We start from the raw sequence: 23,344 nt of genomic DNA, 5'->3' as shown, positions 1-23,344 counted from the left end.
GAGCCTAGAAGGTTTCAGGATAGATCACGAGTTCGATGCGTCGATTGGCGGCTCGACCGGAGGCCGAGGAATTTGAGCCGAGTGGACGATTCGCACCTTGGGCAACGATGAAAAATTGGGCAACCGGCATGCCCGCATGCCGTGTCAGGACGTCGAGTACGGCTGACGCTTGGGCAGACGCAAGTTGATGTGCGGCTGCCGATCCGGCCATCGCTTGGCTGGCATCGGTGTAGCCTTCGATGCCGATCTTTTGTCTAGGGAACAAGCTGCGAATCTGTGCGGCGACCGGGTTAATGATCGTGGTCGCTTGCGGAATCAGTTGCGCCGTTCCGGGGACGAAAAGCTGGTCGCTGGGAATCCCAATTCGAATCCGTTCCCCGTCTCGCTCGACCGGCAAGCCACCTAGGTTTAAACTTCCGGCAAGCTGGCCCAGATTGGTGTTCGGCGCGATCGATGCCCCGCCTCGTCGCTGGGTCGAGGCCTGGAAACCGCGAACTTGGTTTTGAGCTTCGTTGGCAGCCAAACGGGCTTCGTCCAATTTCTGGTTGGTGGCCGTCAATTGTTGTCGGACGAGTGACAGTTCTTCGCGATAAACCTGAGCCTGTTGTTCGCTTTGAGCCAACTGGGTGTGGAGCTGACGGTTGTTGTCGTCGAGCAACTGAACGCGCCGAGTCAGTTCGGCGAGCCTCGCGTCGTTGGGATTTGCCGCTTGACCGATCGTTGGGCTAAGCGGACCGGTTTGGGCCGGGTAAGCCCCAGAACCGGGGACAGCGAGGTACGGATTTTGACTGCATCCGACCAGACTGCAGGCCGCTACGGCGACACATAGCAGCGGAAAGAAGCGTTTTATGATCCGTCGATTCACTGGATTGACCATCCCTGCGTAACAAGCTTGGCGGCATCCAAACTGCCAAGTATCGGCAACAAATAGGCGTCGTCTCCAGCAAAATCAAGATCAATTCTAAAGCTCACCCTCTAGATTGAGGTGGCGTTTAGACCCCGAACTCAATTTCGTCTCTCACTCTTTACCGAACAACGATGTCACTCCAAGGAGAACTTCGAAAGCGTGATCCGTTTGATTCGCTTTCCCAGGAAGCAATGCTAGCAGTCATGCGGACCAGTGATTTGTTGGAAAATCGGATGGCGAGACTACTGCGCGAGCATGGTTTGACGCTGACGCAGTACAACGTGCTACGGATTCTGCGAGGCGAAGATCGCCCGATGCCCTGTCTGGAAGTGGCCGACCGGATGATCCAGGTCGCACCGGCGATGACTCGAGTTGTCACCCAGTTGATCAAGCTGGGGTTGGTCGACAAAGTCCAATCGGAATCCGACCGCCGCGTCTATCTCGTCAAGCTGACGCCGACCGCCAAGCGTTTGCTCAAAAAGCTTGACCGACCGGTGCTTCAGCTTCATGAAACTTTGTTTGCGGGGGCCGGCTCGGCCGAACAGAAGGCACTGATTCAGATCCTGGAATCGGTTCGCGGAGCGATCAACGAATCGTGACGGCCTATCTTAGTTTACATGTAAGGTTTTTGGACGCTACGAGTATTCCACCACGGAGCGGGTGACCTGTCACTCGCTTACGGTTGAGAACTCGCCTTTTCAGGAGACAAACATGATCACCGTCCGACGCTCCGAAGAACGCGGCCACGCCGACCACGGTTGGTTGAACGCCTTTCATACCTTTTCATTTGCTCGCTACTATGATCCGAATCACATGGGATTTCGGGCCCTTCGTGTGATGAACGAGGATCGGATTGCGGCCGGCAAAGGTTTCGGAACTCATCCCCACGACAACATGGAAATCGTCACTTACGTGTTAGACGGAGCCCTTGAACATCGTGATTCAATGGGGAACGGCGAGGTTTTGGGGGCTGGAGAGTTCCAGCGGATGTCGGCGGGGACTGGGATTACACATAGTGAGTTCAATCCCTCCCGGGAGAGCCAAACGCATCTTTACCAGATTTGGTTGCATCCGAAGGTCCAGGGGATCGAGCCGAGTTACGAGCAAAAAAAGTTCGAGCCGGCCGGACGCCGCAATCAGTTTCAGCTTGTTGCATCACCTGACGCAGAGCAGGGGGCACTGCGGATCCATCAAGACGTACGAATTTATCTAGCCGACCTCTTTTCTGAGCGTTCGCTGGACTACCAGATTCAAACCGGACGCCATGTCTGGATCCAGGTCTTGCGCGGCCAGATCATCTTGGAGGCCCAGTCCGGCTTTGCCGAAGTCGTGAAGTTGTCGCAAGGCGACGCGGCTGCATTGAGTCAGCCCGAAGGCCTTCAGAGCGAAGCGGGGAAGATTCGTACGCTCCGCTTGCGAAGTGATTCGTCTGCCGAGCTAATGCTGTTTGACTTGGCGTAGCAAACGTGTTTGCTTGGTTCGACGCGGTGAGGTTCTGTTGATGGGCCGAAGCCGCGTCGTTGTTTTAGAAAATGCGATCCACAAGTGCCTTTCTATGATTGCCTTCATCGGCCCCAGAATCTAAAACCTTGGCACTTTGGCCCAGTCAATCGTCGAGAGATGAATGTCACTGACAAACTCTCATAGACGACGCTTGATCTCGACCTTCGCTACGGCATCTTAGAGGCGACCTGACCGCAGCGATTTCATCACATCACTGTCACGAACGAGGGGACGGTGTTTGCGTTCATAGTGAAATCGTGTCGACTGACAACGTCCGTTGACAAGCGAGAAATCATTGGGGATGTCTTCTAGTTTCGTGGCAAAAGATTTCGAATCGGTCGTGTCAACGCGGTAGAATCGATTGAGGTGCTGGTGCTTTGTTTCATCTTGGTTTTGGGATCAGCCGAACGGCGTTGGTCACGGTGGTGCTGCAGTGACCGGGCAATGTCCGGCGGTCATTGAATCGCACCCGAGTCATTCGTTGAAGCGAAGCACTAGGCTTGATTTCCCGAGGCATCGTTGATCGATGCATCGTGCGATGTCACCGCGAGACGCGTATTGAAATCGTTGTTCTTCACCGTTGTTTGTGACCGATCGGCGCGATCAACGCAGGCGTACCTGGAGCCAACCTGCCTGTACTACACCTGCTTCCAAGCCGATCGCTTGGTTGCCCCACCGCATTAACGAAGGAGTGTCTGATGAGCCAAACGTTTTACTTTGATTGGCGATGTGTCAGTGTCGGTCTACCGGACGCTGCCGCCGAACGACAAGGGATCGCGACTCGCATCCGCCAGGGAGTCTGGCATGATTGGGATGCGCCCGGTGACGCTCGAGAGCCGGCACCGAGTTACCGTCTTGTGATCGATGATTCCAGCGGTCAAATCATTGGCGGAACCCTTTATGGTCCCGAAGCAGGAAGCTGCGTCGAGGAGCTGCGCAGCTTGATCACTCGTTCGATGCGTGACGAAGAGCTGGGCAATTAGGACCGCGAAGTGGTCATGGCGAGCGAAAGTCATCGGCAATGATGCCGTGGCGATTGAGTAGCTTGTGCATGCCTTGTCTTGATAGTCCGGCTTGGCGAGCGGCCCTTGCGATCACGCCTTGGTGCTTGCGAAGTAACTTGGTCAAGTAATCCCGATCGGCGCGGTCGAGGGCTTCGTCCCTGGAGATTTCGGTCAGATCTACCCAGTCTTGGTCTGCGGTGTCGTTGGGGTTTTGCAGCGGTACGGGCAGGTCTTCGCGGCGGATGTTTGATCCTTGTGCGAGTGCGATCGATCGTTCGACGACGTTTCGAAGTTCGCGAACGTTGCCCGGCCATCGATAGCGCAGGAAGCTCTCGATCGCCTCTTCGGAAAATCCTTCGAGATTTGAGCCGGCAGGCAGTAGTTGCTGAAGGAACGTTTCGGCCAGGCGGACAATGTCTTGGCCACGTTCTCTTAGCGGTGGCAGCTGGATGTGGATCACAGCCAATCGGTAAAACAAATCCTGCCGGAATCGCCCCGCTTCGACTTCGTCGGAAAGATTGCGGTTCGTCGCGCAGATAAAACGTGTGTCAATCTTAGCCGGACGATCGCTGCCGACGGCGGTGAACGTTTGCGACTGAACGACACGCAGCAGCTTTGCCTGTAGCGGCATCGGTAGTTCTCCGATTTCGTCGAAAAAAGCCGTCCCGCCGTCGGCGGCCCGCAGCAAACCAGCTTGGTCTTTGATGGCCCCCGTGAAGGCACCTTGGGTGTGTCCGAAGAGGACGGATTCGAAAAGCGTATCGGGAATTGCGGTGCAATCGATGACTTGAAATCCCCGTTCACTTCGCGCGCTCAGCCGATGGATCATCTCGGCGATCACTTCTTTTCCTGTCCCGCTTTCGCCGGTCACTAGAACATTCGCATTTCCCTGTGCGACTTTACTGACGATTTCGAACACCTCTCGCATGCCATCGCTTTCGCCGACAACGGGTGGGACGCGATGAAGAGTCGTCGCGCCGTGGACCGTCTGAGTCGGTAGGGCAACGTCTTGAGGACTGGTGATCGGGGCACCGCGATTGCTGGGCTTTTGTTCGATCGCCCGCTTTACAGCGACGAGCAACTCGTCCAGCTTGATTGGCTTAAGCAAGTAGTCAGTGATACCCAATCGAACGCTTTCGATGGCCGATGAGATCGAGGGGACGCCCGTGATCACAATCATCGGAACATGGGCATAGGTTTCGCGTCCCTCTCTGAGTAGTTCGAGCTTTAGGTTGCCCGGCATGTTGAGGTCGGTCAGGATTAAATCGAAGTCCATTTCTTTCAGGACCGTGATCGCGTCGTCCGCATTCTCGACGCAGATGCATTCAAAGCCCTCTTCGCGAAGAAACTCTGCGGTTGTCTCGCGGTAAAGTGGTTCGTCGTCGGCGACTAGGATTCGTTGGGGTGACTGTTTCGTCACGGTGTGCTCCTTGACGTCAACTTGCGTTGACGAGGAGGCAACGCGAGAAGACGATTTGGTTGTCAAAACGTAGCAAATTCTGGCAATTCGGGCGGTTTATACGATCGGCCCAATGCTTGCAGTACTTCTGGTGGATGTGAACCAACCTCTGAAAACTGCAAGAAGCGATCGGCGGCGAAGCTGGTCAGGAAGACGTTTCGTAGTCGCTTGCTAGGGAGACGACCAATGACGCCTGCGTTCAGCTCGACCACGTATCTTTCAGAATCGCCGCAGCCGACACGCACCGTCAAGCGGTCAAGTCAAAGAATCCGGCGGTCACGTTTGAAATCCGAACCGATCCTCAGTGAGGCGGCCACGTCGCAGCGATCAACAGCAGATTCAACATCTGAAGAACGAAAAATCATGATGGTCGTTTTCATAATGTTGATCGCGTTTACGCTTCCGGCGTTAGTCCTGTTCGCTTATTTGATCTTCAGTCCGGAGGCGATTTGATCACTCGCGTCGCAAAGCGAGTGACCTGTTCCATTTTAAAATACAGTTGTGAGTCTATCGCCGAGGGGCGGCAGCGCCGGCGTTTGCCCGGTTTCACCAAAGCCGGGCAAAACTCGGGCGCACTGCTAGCACCGCCGGATGCGAGCTAAATTCTATCTGTTTCCCGAATGCATTCTTAGTGCTGCGGGGAATGATGAGCCAACGCGGAAACCTCAGTACCGCCGTCACGCATCGACGGATCGGGGGTTACCAGATTGACGCGGCCTGTCCGGACGTCATACATCGCGCCGACAACCTTGACCTCGCCGGTCTTGGCCGATTCACGGATTACCGTGCTTCGGCTAAGGATCTGCCCGATCGTGTGAAGAACGTTTTCGGCGGCGATAGAATTGACAACCGTCGACGATCGTTCTTGAGGAAGTTCAAGGAACTCAGCCGCAGTCAAACTGGATTGATTGAGTACGTCGCCGACACAAGGGGCGATTTCGTCAACGATTGGCTGCAGATGTTCACAGCCGGTGGCATCCATCGCGTCTTGCTCGCTGGCAACAAGTTTCGCCGACGAAGTCACCGCACCGCATGCGGTGTGCCCGAGAACCATCACCAGTTTGACCTTGGCTACCCCGACAGCGTATTCCAGGCTACCGAGTGACTTGGTGCCGACGACGTTGCCGGCGACACGAACGCTGAAGATGTCACCGACACCCTGGTCAAATACAAGCTCGGCCGGGACTCGCGAATCGATACAACTCAGAACGGCGGCCAACGGATTTTGTCCGTCGGCGGTCCCGGCAACTTGCCGCCCGAGGTCACGATTGAGGCGTTCTCCAGATACAAAACGCTCGTTACCGGACTGTAAGATTCTCAGGACCTGGTCGGGCGTGACTTGTCGTTGGATGTCATGGGTGGTGTATTCGGCGAACTGAATCGCATCGTCGATTCGGTAGGTCTTTTTAAACCCAACCAAGTTGACTTGGGTGCCACGAGCCGGGCCGGTTGTCGACGCGTATTCGCGAACCAAACTTAAAACGTCGGGATCGATGTAATCAGAACGCGACGCGTCGATTTTGAGCTTGGCGCCGGCCGATACGCCGTCGAAGAGTCGCTCAAGTGCTGCGCGATTCAAGAAGCTGACTTGGTTAGCCAGTTCGACATGAACGATGTCGCCATCGGAATGGTGTTCGACGATTTTTCGTACCGGTCGGCGGAGGTTGCTATGCAGAATAAAGACGAGGGCGACTCCCAATCCGATCAGGATACCGATCAGCAGGTCGGTAAGTACGATCGCCACGACGGTTGTCACAAACGGGACGAACTGGTATTTGCCGTCACGCCACATCTGTTTAAATAGTGACGGGCTGGCAAGCTTGAACCCGGTGACGAGCAGGATCGCCGCCAGTGCCGATAGCGGAATCATGTTCATGTATTGTGGTAAGAACACAACGCTTACCAATAAGAGAATCCCATGAACGATGGTCGATAGCTTTGACTTCGCACCCGAGCCCACGTTGACGCTTCCCCGGACGATCACCGATGTCACCGGAAGTCCACCGATCAGGCCACAAACTAAGTTCCCACATCCTTGGGCGACTAATTCACGGCTCGGCGGTGAGTTCCGTTTTCGCGGATCAAGTTTGTCGACGGCTTCAAGGTTCAGCAATGTTTCTAAGGATGCGACAATCGCGATTGTCACTGCAGCCATATAGATCGCTGGATTGAGCACTTGGGAAAAATCGGGAAAGCGAATGAGGCTGAAGAACTCGCTCGCGCTGCCGGCGATCGGGATCTGTACCAAGTGGTCGGCACCGATCGACCAGCCGGTTCCCTGGCCCTGCAGGAATAAGCTGACCGCCGTACCGATTAGCACTACCAGAAGCGGTGCAGGAATCAGCGATTTTTTCAGCCATGTAATCCTGTCCCAAGTGAGTAAGAAGAGGACCGAAAAAACACCGATCACCGCCGCACCGTAGTGGATGTCACCGGCAATCGTCGTCAATAGTTCCGAGAACGTCGTTTCCTGGTCGGGCTGATGGAACGACATCTCGCCTTCGGGATCAGCGTCATGCCCAACGACGTGAGGGATCTGCTTGAGGATCAGGATCACGCCAATCGCGGCAAGCAATCCTTTGATCACGCTCGATGGAAAGTACGCCGACAGTGAGCCACCACGGGCGATCCCGAATCCAATTTGGATGACGCCGGCGATCGCAACGGCAAGCAGGAATGCTTCGAACGAACCCAACAACGTGATCTGGGCCGCGACGATTGCCGTCAATCCAGCCGCCGGGCCGCTAACGCTCGTGTGTGAGCCGCTGATCGCCCCCACGACTAATCCGCCGACGATGCCGGCGATAAGTCCCGAGAATAGATCGGCACCCGAGGCGAGCGCGATACCGAGACAAAGGGGAAGTGCGACAAGGAAAACGACAAGACCCGCGATGACATCGCGGATCGCACCACCAGACGACGGGGATTGATCGCCGGGGGGCGAGAGAGATGGCGAAGTGCTGGATGATTGTGACATTAGATTGTATTTAGAAAGATGATTAACCATGACCAAAACGACAACGCAGCCCATACCGCTGGCGGAATTCGCAAGGCGGTTCGTCGTTGGTTCCGTATTCACCAATGGGTTGGCCGACTAGGACTGATTGCTATCGACCCGCAATTGCCAAGGCGGTCAATTGGTGAACCCACGGAATTTGATGGGACCAAGCACTCGGTCTCAGACGCATCTCCGGCGCTGACGCAATCGCAGTAGCAAACGCTAAACGGAAAGACGCTTTAAGAGATCGTTAGGCTGCACGAAAGCAGAGACAGGTCATCATCAACACCGAATCGGAGCGCGGCGATCGTGAGCCAAGCGGTGACCTACGATCGCGAATGGTGTTTTTTGTTTGAATGCCGACAGAGAAACACAGGTGTGGTCGCCGAGGTGACAATCGGCGAACGGACGCGGTTGTCGTTTCGCCTGGATTTGGCGAGAGCACGATAAGGGGACGCGTTCTTCGACTTCTTCTTGAATCGAATTTGCTTGGGACGTGACCGTCGCAGGGATGCCCGAACTGGCGAATGCCATCAGCACAAACATGATGCTGTGAATTAGCCAGTTGGTTGATCGTTCGATCGCTAGGTTTAGCAACAAATGCATTCCGACGGTCATCTACTACGCAAAGGCTATCCAGACTGACCTGAGTGAAGCAGTTCTGTCTTGAGGCAAACGATTCTTTCTGCCGTCAATGATGCGGCAGATTTTCTCGGCCGTGTTGGATGCCCGGATGTGATCCGCTCTCATACCTGTGAAGCCGAGGGTTTCGTGCGAACCTTATACGTTGAGTAAAAGGCTGGTTCAATCGTAAGCCCTGCGGATTGGCGCAAGTTCGGCAAATCTTCTTAAGGCGACTCATTTTCCCGTCAACCGGAGGCGACTGCGTCGCCTTGGGTGGACGTCTGGGGCATGGCGAGATCGCGGTGAGCTGCATCGTCATTGGCAATGCCGTCAGCCGAACGGATGTTCGACCTTGGTATGCCGATTAGCGAACATCGGGAATGCCCGCGTCGTCGATCGGGCGCGGGCCGGGTGCATCCCAGAAGAACTTGCGTTCGTTTTCGTCGATCGGAACGTCGTTGATGCTTGCTTCTCTTCGCCGCATCAGTCCCGTTTCGTCGAACTCCCAAAGTTCATTCCCGTAAGCACGAAACCATTCGCCTTGAGGGTTGTGGTACTCGTACTGGAAACGAACGGCGATGTGGTGATCCGTGAATGACCACAGTGATTTGACAAGCCGATAGTCGAGTTCGTTGTCCCACTTGTTTGACAGGAAGTGTTGGATTTGATCTCTGCCTTGCAGAAATTCACTTCGATTGCGCCACTGAGAGTCGATGGAGTAGGCGAGGGAGACTCGCCGGGGGTCGCGGGAGTTCCAGGCGTCCTCCGCGGCTCGCACTTTTTGCAGGGCGGTGGTGGAATTAAACGGAGGGCGAATGTCGGTTGGCAAAGCCATGACTGGGTTCCTTGGTGAAAGCGAGGAAAGTTATTGGAATATGTAGACGGGTCTGTATAGTGAAGATTGCGAGAGTTGGTTCCGTCCGGTGGGCAGGGCGGGAGTGAAAAACGAGTCCCGGCGTTACGCCTTCATTCCGAGTGAAGATTCAGAGATCGCAACTCGTCCGCGGCAACACCATCGATTGGGGCGAAGGCCGACCGGTCTGTTTGACGCTAGGAGAGCAATTTGATCGCGGCGTTCTTTGCGTGGTCGGCTGGTTTTGGCGAGCCTGACAATGCCGCCGTGATGATTGCACCTTCGACCAAAAGAGCAATTTGCGGTGTTCGCTCCTTGGCCGTTTGTTTCCCATGTGATTCCGCGATCGCGTTGGCTAATGACGCATGAAATCGCTTCTTGTGTTCGGACGAGAATACGGCGCCGGCATGGTTTGCGTCGGCGAGTTCGACGAACGAGTTGATAAACATGCATCCGCGAAAGCCGGGGCTCTTGAACCAATCTTTGAGGGCGCCGAAGAATGCTTCGAGTGGTTGTCGACCCGCCTTCGCGTGCTTTGCCATCGAGGACTCGTACATCGCATCAAATTTTTGCTCGCGGTACTCAAGGACTGCGAGGATCAAATCATCTTTGGAGTCAAAGTGGTTGTACAGGGACATCTTCGCGACCCCCGCTTCGGCGATGATCCGGTCGATGCCGACGGTGCGAATGCCTTCGGCGTAAAACAGTCGCTCTGCGGTTTCGACGAGACGTTCGCGAGCACCCGGGCGTTTAAGTTTTTTTGGGCTCATGCACAAAGTATACAGATCTGTCTGTTTTTGGCAAGTGCGGAGGTTTGATCGACCGGCGGCGGTAGCGCCGTAGATTTGTTTGCGTGGGGGAGAGGCCGACCAATCAAGGCGGCCGCGGTGGCGCCGTCGCCTGAGGCGAGACGCTCGTCCCTGTTAGGGAGGCTCGGCGGTCATCGGTGGCAACGAATGTTCGGGTGCGAGTGGACTGACGTGCAGGGGCGGATGAAGTTTTGAATTTTTTTCGAGTGGATTAGGCCACCGCCGTGGAGCAATCACATAAGCTTGCATCGCTACTTCTTGGAACCTCTTTGAAGACTGGTGTTTGTCTGTCGCGTTGGCTGCGGGCCCCGCAGTTCACCCGGCATTGCCGACGCACGCCTATCGCTGTCGCGTTTGGGGCATCGTTTTCGCATGGTTTCTTTCTCGCGGAGTATTCAACAACGTGGCTTTCCAACTATTGCTCGTCAGGCCTCTTGTGGTCGTTCTCGTTCTTGCGTTCTTTTTGCCAACGGTGAATGGTCAGGAGGCGGATCGACATCAGCTTCCGATGACACTGACGCCTTTTCAGGGCAAGATCGGGAAAACGTATAAGGAATCGACATCGGATTGGCAGGGACCGGTTGCCGCGCCGTCTGGTGCACCGAATGTTGTCATCATTCTTTTAGATGACGTGGGGTTCGGCCAGACATCGACGTTCGGCGGACTGATTCCAACCCCGTCGCTCGACAAGTTGGCGGCCGAGGGATTGAAGTACAACCGATTCCATACCACCGCAATTTGTGGTCCTTCGAGGGCCGCGTTGCTGACCGGTCGCAATCACCATGAATGCGGGAACGGTTTTTTGATGGAGTGGGCGACCGGGTTTCCGAATTACTCCACCATGCTTCCGCGTTCCACCGCGACGATCGCCGAGGTGCTTAAGGGCAATGGGTACAACACGTGGTGGTTTGGCAAGAATCACAACACACCGGACTGGGAAACCACCGTGGCAGGCCCCTTTGATCGTTGGCCTACGGGAATGGGGTTTGAGTATTTTTATGGTTTCAATGCTGGTGAAACACATCAGTACTATCCCGTGATTTTTGAAAACACGGTGCCGGTCGAGCCGAGTCAGACACCCGAAGAGGGTTATCACTTCATGACCGACATGACAGATCGAGCGATCTCACGGATGAAGCTGGCCAAGTCGGTCGCGCCCAACAAGCCATTCTTTATGTACTTCGCACCTGGGGCGATGCACGCGCCGCACCACGTCACCGCTCAGTGGCGAGAGAAGTTTAAAGGTCAGTTCGATATGGGGTGGGAGAAGTATCGTGAGCAAGTGTTTCAGAATCAGCTTGATCGTGGGATCATTCCACCGGGAACCAAGTTGACGCCTCGTCCCGACTGGGTGCCCGCCTGGGAGAGTCTAAGCGACAAGCAGAAGAGAGTTTATGCCGCGCTGTTCGAAAACTTCGCCGGCTACTTTGCCTTTACTGATCACGAAGTGGGGCGTCTGCTCGATTCGATCAAGCTATTGCCGGATGCCGACAATACGCTGGTGATTTACATCGTCGGTGACAACGGAGCCAGTGCCGAAGGAGGCCCAGATGGCACGCTCAATGAGATTCGAAATCTCAATGGGCTACCGACCGATCTGGACGATGTGATCGCAAATCTTGGAAAGCTCGGTGGTCCCGAGTCAGAGCCCCATTATCCACTCGGTTGGGCGTGGGCCGGGAACACACCGTTTCAATGGGTCAAACAGATCGCCTCGCATCTTGGTGGCACACGAAATCCGATGGTGGTTTCGTGGCCCGCAAAGATCAAGCCCGATAGTCAACCACGCGATGCGTTCTTGCATCTCGTCGATGTGGTACCGACCATCTTGGAGGCTGTCGACATTCCGATGCCGGACAAGGTAAACGGGATCGAACAAAAACCTTTGGCTGGGGAATCGTTTCTCGCTAGTTTTGATGACCCGTCTTACCTCGGACGCACCGACCAGTACTTTGAAATTTTTAGTAATCGGTCATTTTATCGTGATGGTTGGAAAGCAAACGCGCAACACACACGACCCTGGCGGCAAGATCTCGCGCCGGGAAATTGGGAGAATGATCGCTGGGAGCTTTATCACTTGGATGAGGATTTCTCCGAGTCGAATGACTTGGCATCTTCGGAGCCTGATAAACTAGAAGAGTTGAAGAAAGCGTTCGACCAAACAGCCGAGAGACGTTCTGTTTATCCGCTGGATGATCGGGGTGCGGGTCGATTGGCAATCCCCAAGCCGCCGGTTCCAGGTGCCGATGAAAACGCGTCGACCTACACCTACTTTCCCGGGGCAACACGAATCGCCGAACCGGCAGCTCCGCCGATGAAAAACCGAAGTTGGACCCTCGTCGCGGATGTGAGTGCCGACGGGGATGCGACCGAAGGAGTTGTCATGGGGTTCGGTGGTGTCGCCGCGGGGATGGTGTTGTACCTTGATGCGGGTGTGCCGGTGTTCGATTACAACTACTTTGAAGAACACACGGTTGTGAAGTCCAATCAGGCGTTGCCGTCGGGAGAGTCCACGCTGGAAGTTGACTTCGACTATGCCGGTGGCGGTGCGGGAAAATGTGCGACGATTACATTAAAAGTTGACGGCCGTGAGGTCGGTCGGCAATCGATGGGGGCGACGGTCGGTGGGCGATTTGGTATCGATACCTTTGGGATCGGCGAAGATTCGGGACAGCCCGTCACCGATGCCTACCAGCCACCGTTTAAATTTAATGGGGAGATCGAGAAGGTGACCATCAAGATCAAGCCATCGTCTTAGTGATCTTGTTTCGCCCAATTCGTTAACATCAATTTGGAGCGTGAGTCAAACCTGCTGACGGCGAGCCTTTGTCGCCGAAGGCGTCCAGATAGCTGGGGTCGTGGCTAAGCCGCCAGCTTGCGATTTGACGCTCATTGGTTATCAGGTGGAAGTCACAAAGAGATTTGTCTTCAGGGGTTCGCTAATGGAATATCAGTTTCAATCGGCCGGTCCGGCGCTCCGCGTGATCAGCTTGGTTTTTCTGCTCGTGTTTGCCTTGGCGATCTTAGGGGTGATCGTGCTGATGGCAGCGCTTCCCGGGCAAATCGCCAGGCGTCGTCATCATCGCTATGCCGATGCCGTTAGTATTGCCGGATGGTTTGGATTGCCGACCGGAGTGATCTGGGTCTTGGCGATGGTGTGGGCCCATATCACACCGTCGGATTCTCTTAACGGGGCCTCTGATTCAAACGGCAAACGGTTCCTTGTGGACCAGATTGATCAGTTGGAAACGCTTGTCGAACGTCTGGAACAGGATGCGAAGGGGCGTCGTTCGGAGGATCGTCACGTATGATTCCTGCCATCCTAAGCTGTGTCTTTGTGATCTATCTGTATCGAATGTTACAGCAGCCATCGGGAGCATCTGAGCCGAGGGTAGATGATTCATCGCAAAAATATGTTTCCGAACAGCAGGTGTCGGAGCGGCTTGCTGCGCTTCAACGGCGTGTTGATCGATTGGGCGATCATGATCGAGGAGGGCAGGCATGAGTTGGATTCTTGCCGCGGTCTACTGTGGGGTGATCTGGTTAGTCTTTGCGAAGTTGCGTTTGCTTCGTTTGACGTTGCCGCTGACCATCGTATTGGCTTCGGTCGGCCCCATGTTGATTGTTGTTTTGTTGTTTTGTGCGCAGTATTTTCATCCTTACACGCCGCTTGCCGTGGTGGTCGCACAGATTGATCCGATCGCCCCACAGCTTTCGCGATCCGGGCGGGTCAACGAAGTTCTCGTCGATCCAAATCAAGCTGTCCGGAAAGGGCAACCGCTGTTCAACGTCGATCCGCTGCCCTACGAGAATGCCGTCGCTATAGCGGAGGCCAAACTCGAACAGGCCAAGCAAAACGTCACGTTGTCCGAAAGTACAATCGAGCTGCGGAAAGCTTCACTGGAACGATCTGAAGCTGATTTGCAGTATGCCAAAAACGACCGTGAGCGATATGAAAAACTGGTCGAGTCCGGAGGGGCCAGCCAAGATGAGGTCGAGCAATCGCGTACTCGGCTCAAGCAGGCTGCCGCTGCTTTGGTGCAAGCGAATGAGCTATTAGGACAGGCGAACGTATCCGTCGGAGTTGCCAAAGCACAATTGGCCCAGTCAGAAACATCGCTTTCGGACGCACGCTATGACTTGCGGCAGACGACGACAGTGGCTCCGGCCGATGGCTACGTGACCAATTTGCAGCTCCATCCCGGAATGTTGGTCGGCCCTTCGTCCGGGCCCGTGTTGACATTTGTGCGTGATCCCAAAGAAGACGAGCGAGGTGTGGTCGTCGCAACGTTTCCCGAGAAGAACGTGTTGCGTATCCAGCCGGGGCAGTACGCCGAAGTCGCAATGGATGCCTATCCCGGCGAAGTAATCACCGGCAAAGTTCTTAATGTGATCAAAGTGACTGGGCAGGGACAATTGATGGCCGGAGGAATTTTGCCAGCGTCAGTTGTCAATGGGCAGCCATCGTTGTTTGCGGTCAGGATTCTGATCGACGATCAGGGGGCCTATCCGTTACTCGGCGGTGCCCAGGGGCAAGCCGCCGTGTACACCAGTGATATACAGATTGCCGGAATTCCCGTGATGTTTCTGATTCGTGCGAAGAGTTGGATGAACTACCTGTTTTAAATAATGTGAGTATCGAAATCGCGATGACGTCTTGTTTCTGTCGTCAGACTTAGTTGCTGGGCGTTGCCGAAAGCCGTTGGCGGCTTCCGCTACAAGATCAATCGTGAGCCGAACACGCTGACGTGAAGCCAGTGTCGCCAACGGTGGTGGCTGCAGTTGTCGCTGCGGGCTCACCCGTTCGCACCTATCGATTTTCAGATTGGTTTAGTTTTCCAATCACCTTAGGTGAGATAGTCCTACGTTAAAGGCGCGATGGATCAACATTTCGGGCAATGTAAGCTGGCGGAAGTTGTCGATGCTTTACGCTGTGCTAGATTGCCCAAAGTTCGTTAGTTGCGTTTTCCCAGCATGGCGGACTTTTGGATGATGCGCTTTTCGTTTATGCGAACGCTCGATGCCCTTTCGATGCCCCCTATTGCAACTTGACTACGGAGACCTGCTATGCTTGAAAAACTTACCCGACCACTGACAGCCGCGATGCTTGCCGTCGCGATGATCGCAGCGGTAAACGCCCAGGATAAACCTAACATTGTCGTCATTTGGGGTGACGATATTGGTGTGCATAATATCAGTGCTTATAACCATGGGATCATGGGGTATCGAACGCCAAACATTGATAGTTTGGCAAAGCAAGGTGCATTGTTCACCGATTCCTACGCCCAGCAAAGTTGCACCGCCGGGCGAGCGTCGTTCATCCTCGGTCAGCATCCATTTCGAACCGGGTTGTTGACGATCGGGATGCCCGGAAGCGACCACGGCATTCCAGACTGGACACCGACGATCGCCGATCTGCTCAAAGAGCAAGGCTACGCGACCGGGCAATTCGGCAAAAATCACTTGGGGGACCAGGACAAACACTTGCCGACCAATCACGGCTTCGACGAGTTCTACGGTAACCTTTATCACCTCAACGCCGAAGAAGAGCCGGAGACCTACTACTATCCCAAAGATCCCGAGTTCCGCAAAAAATACGGTCCTCGAGGTGTCATCCATTCATTCGCCGATGGCCGCGTCGAAGACACCGGACCACTGACGCGAGATCGAATGGAAACGATCGATGAAGAAGTTCACACCAAAGCGATGGATTTTCTGGAGCGACAAGTCAAAGCGGATAAACCGGCATTCTTGTGGTACAACTCGACTCGGATGCACGTGTGGACGCACCTGAAGAAGGAGTCGCAAGGCAAAACCGGGATCGGGCTCTATCCCGATGGAATGGTCGAGCACGACGGCTACGTCGGTCGAGTCCTGGAGAAGATCAAAGAGCTTGGCATCGACGAGAATACCATCGTCATCTACAGCACCGACAACGGTGCCGAGACTTTCTCGTGGCCCGACGGTGGCATCACACCATTCCATGGTGAAAAAGGGACGACCTGGGAAGGTGGTTTCCGCGTTCCGTTGTTGGTCAAATGGCCAGGCGTGATTGAACCTGGAACGGTTTACAACGAAATTATCTCTCAAGAAGACTGGATGCCAACATTGCTGTCTGCCGCCGGCGTCCCCGATGTCGTCGAAAAGTTGAAGAAAGGATACAAAGCCAACGGCAAAGAATTCCGTGTTCACTGTGACGGATACAACTTCATGCCGTTCTTCAAAGGCGACACCGATAAGGGACCACGCAAGGAAATCTATTACTTCGGGCAGGGTGGTGATCTAAATGCGGTCCGTGTTCAGAACTGGAAAATTCACTTTGCGGTCGTCAATGGGAACATTGCCACCGGAACACGTGAAGTCCCCGGTTGGCCTCTCGTGATCAACCTCAAGGCTGACCCTTACGAAAAGATGTGGAAGGAAGGAACGCTTGGTTACTTCCGATGGTATGCGGACAACATGTGGACCTTCGTTCCCGTTCAGCAGTTCATCCAGGATTTCCTGGCGACGATTCCGGAGTATCCATTCCAGTCAGGCGCGAGTTTGAATGCCGCAGGGATCAATTACCAGACGATCGAGCAGCAGAAACTGATTCAGAAGCTGAAGGCGATCGAGCCGCCGCGGAATTAAGACCACGCAATTTGGCTTCGCGTACAGCGATTGAATCGTACCTGACATGAGCCGTGGTGATCCCCATCGGCTCACTGAGGTCAGCCTGACATCGGTTCAACCAGTGGCCGCGCCTGGGTTCGGGCGCGGCCTTTTTTCTTGTTAAACAAAATATTAGTAAGCTAAGGCATCGAGCCTGTACCGTCCCGGCTGCCACGTGTAAAGGAACTGCAATCGATGGAACCGCGAGAGTCGATTCTCCGCATTTCAGAAGCGATGAACCGATCTGTGATCGGGCAACAAGAGGTTGTCGAGCGGATGTTGATCGCGCTGTTAGCCGACGGCCATGTGCTGATGGAAGGGCTACCCGGGACCGCTAAGACCCGTAGCGTAAAAACGCTTTCTCGTTTGGTCGACAGTGAATTCGGTCGGGTGCAGTTCACACCTGATCTATTGCCTTCCGACGTGACCGGCGCTGAAATTTATCGTGAGCAAAACGCCACGTTCGAATTCCAGCCGGGCCCGATCTTTGGCAATTTGATCCTTGCCGACGAAATCAATCGCGCCCCGGCTAAGGTTCAGGCGGCCCTTCTAGAAGCAATGGAAGAACGGCAAGTGACGGTGACCGGGACGACGCATCAATTACCGCAACTGTTCCTTGTCCTTGCCACCCAAAACCCGATCGAACAAGAAGGAACTTATCCACTGCCTGAAGCGCAAATGGATCGTTTCTTGCTTTATGTTCGCGTTGATTACCCTGAGGGTGAGAACGAAGCGGCGATCTTGCGGCTCGTTCGTGGCGAAAAATCAGGTGACGCTACCGAGGACCCTCCGAAAATCGAACAGGAGGTTGTGTTCGAGGCTCGTCGTCAAGTCAACGCGATCCACGTCGCCGAACCCGCCGAAAAGTACATCGTCGATCTCATTCTAGGCACGCGAAATCCACAAGCCTATGGCGGTCATCTCGCCAAGTGGATTCAGCTCGGATGTAGTTCTCGTGGGACGATCGCACTCGACGCGGCCGCCCGCGCCCACGCATGGCTTGCCGGGCAAGACTTTGTCGCACCGGAAAACATCCGCGCCGTCGCTCCGGCCTGTTTGGCGCATCGAATTCACCTCACTTATGAAGCCGAGGCCGCCGGGGTTTCCAGGACCGAAGCGATCGAGGAACTACTCAAGGTCGTCGTGCCTGTTTGAGCAAGCCAATCACTTCAAACCAGGCAAAGATTTTGTCGACCGATAAACGTTGCTCTCATATAGCCAAGGCGTTGTCTTGAACGCACGTGTCCGTATATCACTTGACGAATTGCTGTTGCTTCAGGCCGAGGCCCGTGGCTTTTCGTTGCTGCCACGGCAACCGGTCAATTCGCTCTTGGCCGGGCGCCATGCGTCACGACTCCGTGGTCGTGGATTGGCGTTTGAAGAACTGCGACGTTATCACGAAGGCGACGATATTCGCACGATGGACTGGAAGGCGACCGCTCGATTACGGACACCGCAGGTTCGTGTCTATACCGAAGAACGCGAACGTCCGGTGTTATTGATTGTCGATCAGCGTCAATCCATGTTCTTCGGAAGCCAGCGGGCGATGAAATCTGTCGTTGCCGCCGAAGCGGCCGCGCTGGGGCTATGGCGAGCGCTCGACGGCGGAGATCGCGTCGGAGGGCTGGTGATCGAAGACGATCAGATCGCCAAGGTGCGTCCTCATCGAAGTCGCCAGCGGGCGATGCAATTGTTACACGAGATCGTACGCGCCAATCACCAGGTTGTTCCCGATCGCAAGGGTCGCCATGCATCGATCGACGGTGCCCACAGATTGAACGAAGCACTCAAGCAAACGGTGCAAATCGCCAAGCATGATCATTTGATTGTGTTGATCAGTGATCTGGACGGCGCCGACGACGAAACCCAGCGATTGACTACGCGTCTTGCCGCCCACAATGACATGATCGTTGTCGCGGTTTATGACCCGCTCGGGGCATCGCTTCAAGGGACGCCCGGAATGATGGCGAACGATCGTGGGCGGCTGCATCAAATTCCGGCCTCCGCTTCGTTTACCGAAGAGTTTCGTAAGGCGTTTCAGCGCAACCTCGATCGATGGCGAGAGATCTTTCGATCGTTGCGAGTCCCCGTCCTTCCGATTTCAACCGTGAAGTCTGTCCCCGATCAAGTGCGATCACGTCTCGGTCATCCCACGGCAGCACGATGAATGACACAACAAGTCTGGATCGATTACATGACCTTGTTGAACCCGCACCGGTTTCCTGGTGGCCGTTGGCACCCGGTTGGTATGTCCTGATAGCGGCCGGTGTTACCGTGGTTGGGATTGTCGGTTGGCAGGTCTGGTTGCGATGGCAAGCGAACGCCTATCGAAGGCAGGCATTTCAATCAGTGCAAAATGCGTCAAGTGCCGCAGAGATCGCCGAAATCATCCGGCGGACTGCGTTGTCATTCTCGGCGCGGTCTCAAATTGCATCGCTGACCGGCGAGTCCTGGGTGGACTGGATCGAGAAGACGCTACCGAAATCGATGTCAGCTTCGATGCCTAATTCGGCGAAACGCTTGCTTGCGGGATCCATCTATGCTGCCCCCGTTGATTCATCGCAACTCGCAGATCTTAGGCGTTTCGCGCAAACATGGGTGTTGTATCATCAGCCCGTAGTCACGCGTAATGCAGGTAAGCCATGTTGACGTTCAGCTATCCGTGGTTGTTCTTGCTGTTGCCGCTTCCGTGGCTTGTTCGAGTGATGCTTCCGCCGGTCCGTTCACCGGTTGTTTCGATTCGAGTTCCGTTCGGTCGGCGCCTGCAAGAAGCCACATCGACTGGTGCGGTTCAGTCGCTGGCGACGTTGCCATCACGATGGCAAGTGTTTCCTGGCTTGGTGTGGGGATTGGTGCTGATCGCACTCGTACGACCTCAGTGGATTGAACCGCCGGTCACGAAGGAGTTGCCCACGCGTGATCTATTGCTGCTGGTTGACTTGTCCGGATCGATGCAACAAAAGGACTTTAAATCATCGGGGGGAAACACCGTCGATCGACTCGAAGCGGTCAAGCAGGTGTTGGGGGATTTTCTGGAACAGCGGAAGGGGGATCGCGTTGGATTGGTTGTCTTCGGTGATGCGCCCTACTTGCAGGCTCCGTTTTCGACCGATCTGCAGTTATCGCGTCGATTACTGGATGAATGCCAAGTCGGCATGGCGGGACCGAAGACTGCATTCGGTGACGCGATTGGCCTTGGTGTCAATTTGTTTGGTCAAAGTACCGCACCGGCGAAAACGATGATCGCATTGACTGATGGAAACGACACGAAAAGTCAAGTTCCACCGGTTGATGCGGCACGGATCGCGCATGATGAAGGAATCCACATTCACACCGTTGCGATCGGTGATCCGACCGTGGTGGGGGAAGACAAACTTGACGAACAAGCCTTGCGTGACGTAGCCGAAGCGGCGGAAGGCAAGTATTACTTTGCCGCCGATCGGGAAAGCTTGGCCGGGATTTATGACGAGCTCGACAAGATCGAAACCCGTAAAGTGGAAACGATCAGTCATCGCCCTCGCCGCGATCTTTTTTACTGGCCATTAGTCGTCGCCGTCTTACTTTCAATCTTATTGCACGCTTGGAAAATGGTCATCCGTCATCGGTTGGAACCGAAGGTGGATCCGAGCCATGCGATCAATGTCAATCCAGTGACCGGCGAACTGGAGTTGATTTGATGTTCGAAGTTTTACAGCAATTTCATTTCATACGTCCCGCATGGCTCTGTCTGATACCCGTTGCGATCTTGGTTTGGTGGTTGTGGCAGCGGAACTCGGACGCCTTACAGGGTTGGCGATCCCAAATTGATTCCGAGCTGCTCACGCCTATGATTGTCGGCGAGAACGACGCGCAGGCACGTTGGAAATCTTGGGCGTTGTTGGTCGTTTGGCTGCTCGCAATCACAGCGGTGGCCGGGCCAACATGGCGGTTGGAACCCAACCCATTCGCCGCCGATGCCCAGCCGTTGTTGGTCCTGCTTAAAGCAGACGAGAGTATGCGAGGGACACCCCCAATGCCTTCGAGAATGGAGCGTGCCCGACTAAAGATCGCCGACTTGGCCAATGTTCGCGCCGGCCAACCATTGGGTTTGATCGCTTATGCAGGATCCTCGCATCTGGTATTGCCGCCGACGCGTGATACGAAGGTGGTGGCCGAAATGGCTGCCGAAATCAGCCCGGACGTGATGCCTAAACCAGGAGATCGTTTGGATCTCGCGATCGGCCATGCGATTGACTTGCTGGCCGAACAACAGCAGGGCGGTGCGATTTTAGTCATCACAGACACTGCCGAGATCAATGAAAACGATCTGTTAACGATCGAGAAGCGACCTGCATCGTTTCCGATCCTTTTTTTGTCGATCGTTGGCGAAGAGTCTCCCGAAGCAGACAGTGTTGCCAAGGCGGCGAGTTTGCTTTCGGCATCGCTTCAAACGATGACTGTCGATGACCAAGACATTCAGTCGATCATCGATTACGCCGCCCGAGGCGTCGGTGTCGGAAAGGCCGGTGAAAGTAGTCGATGGCAGGAATCGGGGTATTGGCTGACGCCGTTAATCGCGGTCATTGTCGCTTTTTCTTTTCGGCGGCAAGAACGAACAGCACAGGAGCAAACATCTGAGGGGGCAATGCGATGAGAACCTGGTTTGTGATAACGGCGTTGACTTGGACTAGTGTTTGGTTCACCCCAAATCAGTATGGTCAGCGTCTTGCCAACCAAGGACGTTATGACGAAGCAGCTGTCGCGTTCACCGATCCGATGCGACAGGGAGTGGCTTGGTATCGGGCCGGCGAGTTCGATAAGGCGGCCCAATCGTTTACGCGATTACAATCAGCCGAAGCTCGTTACAACTTGGGGAATTGCTGGGTACTGTTGGGGAAATACGATCAAGCGATCGATAGCTATGACGACGCGTTGAAAGAAAAACCCGATTGGAAAGAAGCGCAAGAGAATCGAAACCTTGCCGTCGCCCGAGCGAAGCTGGTTGAATCGCCGGGCGGTGAGGCGGGCGACCAACGCCTAGGGGCTGATGAAATTGTTTTCGATCAGAACAAGCCGCCGGGCGGCCAGAAAACCGAGGTGACCGGCGATCAAGCGATCAATGACGCAACGATCCAAGCCGTCTGGCTTCGACGGGTACAAACCAAGCCCGCCGATTTTTTGAAAGCCAAGTTTGCCTACCAGAATGCTCGGGATACGGGTAGCGACCAATGATGTTGCAGTTCGAATGGCGGTCACTGGTGATGCTATTTTTGATGCTTTCGATGCATAGCTTGTCGCCGCAATGTGACGTTGTCCTTGCGGACGTTCAGCGAGTGGTCGTGGAAGTTCGCGATCCGGAAGTGTGGGTCGGGCAGAAAGCGTCTTTCTTCGTCAAGCTTCGTGGGCAAGGACCGTTTGTCGGCGCAGCATCGTTTACGCTACCGGAGATTCCGCGAGCGATCATTCTAAAGGTGGGTAATCCGGTCGTTTCGAGTGAAGAGATCGAAGACGACTCGTGGTTCGTGCAGTCACATGAATTTGTGCTGTTTTCACAGCAGGACGGTGAACTGCAGGTCTCGGGGATTGAAGTTCGTTTCACCGATCGAGATGGTTACACCGGGCCGGAACGCCCACACCAAGAGCAAGTTCCCGAGCTGAACTTCCAGATCAAGCGTCCCGAAAAAAGTGATCCTGGTTCATTCTTGATAACAACCGACTCGCTGAAAATCGAAGAGAGTTGGGATCCTCAGCCGGGTAAGGCAGAGCAAGGTGCGGTGTTTTATAGAACGATCACCCAGCAGGCCAAGCAAATCTCCGGGATGGCACTCGCTCCTCCGTCAGTGACAACACCCGACGGGATTAAGGTTCACTTGGGCAACCCCGAGGTTCAAGACAACACCGAACGCGGGGAGTTTAGCGGACGTCGAGTCGATCGGTTGACCTACGTTTTAGAGCAGCCAGGTGTGATGACATTGCCGGCACTACAGTACGTATGGTGGAATCCGAAAACGGAACAGTATGGATCGACGACGCTTCCAGCGGTCGTCTTTGACGTGACGGCGATTCCCGTCGATAGGGACGATATCAATCGTTCTTCCAATCACGAGAGGGCGTTGTGGCTGTTCGTTGGTTTGGTCGTTGTTTGCGCGGTGGTCATCGTGGCGTGCTATAAGCTTCGCCATCGACTGTATGCCTGTTGGGTCGAGGCATGGCAAACCGTCAATCCTCCGAAGCAGCGGGCGGCACGGGCTCTCCGCCGTGCTTGCCGTCGCAATGACGCGAGTGCCGCAGCGTCGGCTTGGAATCAATGGCGTCAGCTTCAACCCTCAGGATTTCGATGTCCGGATGAATTGCAATCGGCAGTGATCGACTTGCAACGCCGGCACTATGGGCCGATTCACCAAGACACAGAAGTTCGAACCGTCGATGATCATCCTGCTTGGGACGGTGCGACATTGGCAGAGGCTTTTGAGCGATCTGAAGTAAAGGCGAATCAGTTGACGTCGGATCGAGACCTGCCGCCAATCAATCCGGTCGCGCCGGCCGGCCGCTAAAAC

The 23,344-nt window shown here is 54.9% G+C and carries 21 protein-coding genes; 15 read left to right on the top strand and 6 right to left on the bottom strand.

The window, feature by feature from the left end:
• Window positions 1-4 precede the first annotated feature (4 nt).
• Window positions 5-865 (bottom strand): OmpA family protein, encoded by an 861-nt coding sequence (locus FYC48_RS15515; protein ID WP_235034271.1) that lies wholly within the window; start codon window positions 863-865, stop codon window positions 5-7.
• Window positions 866-1,038: 173 nt separating this feature from the next.
• Here FYC48_RS15515 and FYC48_RS15510 point away from each other — a divergent pair, with 173 nt between their 5' ends.
• The 4 genes from FYC48_RS15510 (at window position 1,039) to FYC48_RS15500 (ending at window position 3,393) form a co-directional block, all read left to right on the top strand.
• Complete coding sequence (locus FYC48_RS15510) at window positions 1,039-1,506, top strand: MarR family winged helix-turn-helix transcriptional regulator (protein WP_149497622.1); 468 nt, start codon at window positions 1,039-1,041, stop codon at window positions 1,504-1,506.
• Between the two features lie 112 nt (window positions 1,507-1,618).
• Window positions 1,619-2,368, top strand: a complete 750-nt coding sequence (locus FYC48_RS15505) for a pirin family protein (RefSeq protein ID WP_149497621.1) — start codon at window positions 1,619-1,621, stop codon at window positions 2,366-2,368.
• Between the two features lie 561 nt (window positions 2,369-2,929).
• Complete coding sequence (locus tag FYC48_RS27830) at window positions 2,930-3,094, top strand: hypothetical protein (RefSeq protein WP_160149552.1); 165 nt, start codon at window positions 2,930-2,932, stop codon at window positions 3,092-3,094.
• Window positions 3,095-3,108: 14 nt separating this feature from the next.
• Entirely contained in the window at window positions 3,109-3,393 is a 285-nt protein-coding gene (locus tag FYC48_RS15500; RefSeq protein WP_149497620.1) for a hypothetical protein, read from the top strand.
• Window positions 3,394-3,406: 13 nt separating this feature from the next.
• On the opposite strand, the gene FYC48_RS15495 is transcribed toward FYC48_RS15500, so the two are convergent.
• The 5 genes from FYC48_RS15495 to FYC48_RS15475 all read right to left on the bottom strand — a co-directional run bounded on the left by FYC48_RS15495 (window position 3,407) and on the right by FYC48_RS15475 (window position 10,118).
• A complete protein-coding gene (locus FYC48_RS15495; protein ID WP_149497619.1) occupies window positions 3,407-4,834 on the bottom strand; it encodes a sigma-54-dependent transcriptional regulator in 1,428 nt (475 codons plus the stop codon).
• Window positions 4,835-5,501: 667 nt separating this feature from the next.
• Window positions 5,502-7,850: a SulP family inorganic anion transporter gene (locus FYC48_RS15490; protein ID WP_149497618.1), complete on the bottom strand. Its 2,349-nt coding sequence runs from the start codon at window positions 7,848-7,850 to the stop codon at window positions 5,502-5,504.
• A 303-nt stretch (window positions 7,851-8,153) separates the two neighbouring features.
• The gene (locus FYC48_RS15485; protein ID WP_149497617.1) at window positions 8,154-8,477 is read right to left on the bottom strand and encodes a hypothetical protein; all 324 of its coding nucleotides are present in this window, start codon (window positions 8,475-8,477) and stop codon (window positions 8,154-8,156) included.
• A 382-nt stretch (window positions 8,478-8,859) separates the two neighbouring features.
• Complete coding sequence (locus tag FYC48_RS15480; RefSeq protein ID WP_149497616.1) at window positions 8,860-9,330, bottom strand: nuclear transport factor 2 family protein; 471 nt, start codon at window positions 9,328-9,330, stop codon at window positions 8,860-8,862.
• A 215-nt stretch (window positions 9,331-9,545) separates the two neighbouring features.
• Window positions 9,546-10,118, bottom strand: a complete 573-nt coding sequence (locus tag FYC48_RS15475; protein WP_149497615.1) for a TetR/AcrR family transcriptional regulator — start codon at window positions 10,116-10,118, stop codon at window positions 9,546-9,548.
• A gap of 322 nt (window positions 10,119-10,440) precedes the next feature.
• Here FYC48_RS15475 and FYC48_RS15470 point away from each other — a divergent pair, with 322 nt between their 5' ends.
• The 11 genes from FYC48_RS15470 to FYC48_RS15420 all read left to right on the top strand — a co-directional run bounded on the left by FYC48_RS15470 (window position 10,441) and on the right by FYC48_RS15420 (window position 23,341).
• On the top strand, window positions 10,441-12,915 hold the full coding sequence (locus FYC48_RS15470) for an arylsulfatase (protein ID WP_235034270.1): 2,475 nt from the start codon (window positions 10,441-10,443) through the stop codon (window positions 12,913-12,915).
• Between the two features lie 184 nt (window positions 12,916-13,099).
• Window positions 13,100-13,468 carry a DUF3302 domain-containing protein gene (locus tag FYC48_RS15465; RefSeq protein ID WP_149497614.1) on the top strand — a complete coding sequence of 123 codons (369 nt, stop codon included), beginning with the start codon at window positions 13,100-13,102 and terminating at the stop codon, window positions 13,466-13,468.
• Between the two features lie 190 nt (window positions 13,469-13,658).
• Entirely contained in the window at window positions 13,659-14,783 is a 1,125-nt protein-coding gene (locus FYC48_RS15460) for an HlyD family secretion protein (RefSeq protein ID WP_149497613.1), read from the top strand.
• A 477-nt stretch (window positions 14,784-15,260) separates the two neighbouring features.
• Entirely contained in the window at window positions 15,261-16,787 is a 1,527-nt protein-coding gene (locus FYC48_RS15455; RefSeq protein ID WP_149497716.1) for an arylsulfatase, read from the top strand.
• Window positions 16,788-17,003: 216 nt separating this feature from the next.
• Window positions 17,004-17,963: an AAA family ATPase gene (locus FYC48_RS15450; protein WP_149497612.1), complete on the top strand. Its 960-nt coding sequence runs from the start codon at window positions 17,004-17,006 to the stop codon at window positions 17,961-17,963.
• A gap of 49 nt (window positions 17,964-18,012) precedes the next feature.
• Window positions 18,013-18,975, top strand: a complete 963-nt coding sequence (locus FYC48_RS15445; protein WP_235034268.1) for a DUF58 domain-containing protein — start codon at window positions 18,013-18,015, stop codon at window positions 18,973-18,975.
• Window positions 18,972-19,457 (top strand): DUF4381 domain-containing protein, encoded by a 486-nt coding sequence (locus FYC48_RS15440; RefSeq protein ID WP_160149551.1) that lies wholly within the window; start codon window positions 18,972-18,974, stop codon window positions 19,455-19,457. Before FYC48_RS15445 ends, FYC48_RS15440 begins: the two co-directional genes overlap by 4 nt.
• Window positions 19,451-20,485, top strand: a complete 1,035-nt coding sequence (locus tag FYC48_RS15435; protein ID WP_149497610.1) for a VWA domain-containing protein — start codon at window positions 19,451-19,453, stop codon at window positions 20,483-20,485. The genes FYC48_RS15440 and FYC48_RS15435 overlap by 7 nt, the downstream gene beginning before the upstream one ends.
• Window positions 20,485-21,441: a vWA domain-containing protein gene (locus FYC48_RS15430; RefSeq protein WP_149497609.1), complete on the top strand. Its 957-nt coding sequence runs from the start codon at window positions 20,485-20,487 to the stop codon at window positions 21,439-21,441. Before FYC48_RS15435 ends, FYC48_RS15430 begins: the two co-directional genes overlap by 1 nt.
• Window positions 21,438-22,019, top strand: a complete 582-nt coding sequence (locus tag FYC48_RS15425) for a tetratricopeptide repeat protein (protein WP_149497608.1) — start codon at window positions 21,438-21,440, stop codon at window positions 22,017-22,019. The genes FYC48_RS15430 and FYC48_RS15425 overlap by 4 nt, the downstream gene beginning before the upstream one ends.
• Window positions 22,016-23,341, top strand: a complete 1,326-nt coding sequence (locus FYC48_RS15420) for a BatD family protein (RefSeq protein ID WP_149497607.1) — start codon at window positions 22,016-22,018, stop codon at window positions 23,339-23,341. The genes FYC48_RS15425 and FYC48_RS15420 overlap by 4 nt, the downstream gene beginning before the upstream one ends.
• The last annotated feature ends 3 nt before the right edge of the window (window positions 23,342-23,344 follow it).

Origin of the sequence: Roseiconus lacunae (assembly GCF_008312935.1) — a bacterium.
In the GTDB taxonomy this organism is placed as follows: Bacteria; Planctomycetota; Planctomycetia; order Pirellulales; family Pirellulaceae; genus Stieleria; species Stieleria lacunae.
The sequence above is the reverse complement of the archived record's forward strand: the minus strand, read 5'-3'. Positions and strand labels throughout refer to the sequence as shown.